The sequence below is a fragment of the Thermostichus sp. MS-CIW-34 genome (assembly GCF_054060435.1).
On sequence record NZ_JBSSDE010000069.1, the window covers coordinates 1 to 1647 of the forward strand.

1 protein-coding gene and 1 pseudogene are annotated in these 1647 nt (G+C 59.8%); one reads left to right on the forward strand and one right to left on the reverse strand.

The window, feature by feature from the left end; all coding sequences use genetic code 11:
• Positions 1 to 192, forward strand: a pseudogene (locus tag ACVWYY_RS14435) (RNA-guided endonuclease TnpB family protein); the annotation flags it as partial.
• A 28-nt stretch (positions 193 to 220) separates the two neighbouring features.
• On the opposite strand, the gene ACVWYY_RS14440 reads toward ACVWYY_RS14435, so the two are convergent.
• Complete coding sequence (locus ACVWYY_RS14440) at positions 221 to 1354, reverse strand: histidine kinase (RefSeq protein WP_457404366.1); 1134 nt, start codon at positions 1352 to 1354, stop codon at positions 221 to 223.
• Positions 1355 to 1647 lie beyond the last annotated feature (293 nt).

Sequence of the window (1647 nt, forward strand, 5' to 3'; positions counted from 1 at the left end):
TTCAAGTGTGGGCACTGTGGATGGGAAGGGGATGCGGACTGGAATGGGGCCAACATGATTGCCAAACTTGGGGCTGCCGTAAACCAGCCTAGAGGTCCGTGGTTGGCTTGCCAACTGCAGGGCTACCGTTCGCGCCAGCGGGCCGGAGGCCTTAAGCCCGCCCTGTACTGCGAAGTAGTCAGGGTCGGGTAGTTTACACCCATGGGGAGCCAGCTCCCGGCTAGCCCTTGCAGAGCCGATACACGGGCAAAGTGAAATGAAAGCTGCTGCCTTTGCCCAAGGAAGACTCCACCCAAATCTGGCCGTAGTGAGCGCGCACGATCCGTCGGCAGAGGGAAAGGCCGATGCCATAGCCCTCCTGCTGTTGATCCCGGGACAGACGGACAGAATCGGAGAAGATGCTCTCTTGGTCGGCTTCCGGGATCCCAGGGCCAGTATCGCTGACGGTCACCTGCACCTTTTGGCTGGTGCGATGGAGGACATCGAGGCGGATGGATCCCCCGGCAGGGGTGTACTTGATGGCGTTGTCCAGCAGGTTGAACAGAACTTGGCGGATCTTGTCGGGATCCACGTGAACAGAGGGCAGATCCACGGGAATATCCGCTTGAAACTGCAGCCGCTTGCCTTGAATGCGCGGCCATAGCTCCTCGATCACCGCCTGACACAAGCCGGGCAACTGGGTTTCTACGGCTCGAATCCTCAGCTCCGAGGCAGCGCCACGGGCCGACTCCAGGATATCGGTGATCATGCTGTCCATCTTGCGCAGTTGCTGGCGGGCGTGATCGAACAACTGCCGCTCCAGGGCTTTGTCCAGGGATCCCTCCCGCCCCTGCTGCAGGGTTTCGACCGCCAGAGCCGTGGCCGTCAGGGGGCTGCGCAAATCATGCACCAGCATGGCCAGAACGCGATCTTTGAAGTCCAACTGCTCCCGCAATTGGGCCCGCTCCTGCCGCAGCAAAAACACCTCTTCCGACATTTGCAACAGCGCCTCGGTGGTCGGAGGGGAGGCGGGATCCCGTCCTGCTCCTTCTTGATGGGCGGCCAAAGCCGCTTGGCCTTGCCAACGAGGCCACCACACTTCCAACTGCGTCGCCAAGTCTGCGCCCGCCAAAACTTGAGCGGGCAAGGGCTCAGCCTTGACCAGAGCCGGAGTGGCCACCAGCTTGTAATGCTCTGCCAGGTAGGGGTGCTCCTCCAGCGGCACCACTTCCAGTTGAGCAGGGTATTGGCCGGGCAACCCCTGGATGTGCTGGCGCAGATGCTCCTCAAGCTCGGCAACAACAGCTCGACTCTTGGCGAACAGCAGCAGGCGAATGACAGAACGAGCGGAGGTGAGGTCTGGCGAAGTCTGCATAGGCCAAAGTCCAGTCGCGTTAGCGATGCGTAGCATTAAAGCCAAGGGTTGGCGTTTCAGCAGCCGGGATTGCCGTGCGCTCGTTCGCGGAAGCGGACCGTAGGTCCAACCGTAGGAGCCATTGCTGCTTGTTCCTTCCTAACACCTAATCTTGGGAAAAGCTTAAGAAGCGACATGGAGTGTAACAAGAAAGACCTTTCAGCTAGAAATCGCAGGAGCCCCGCACTGTACCCGTAGGGTCACTGCCGGGAGGAATGCGCTTTGATGAAGTACAATGAACTTATGAGCCAAGT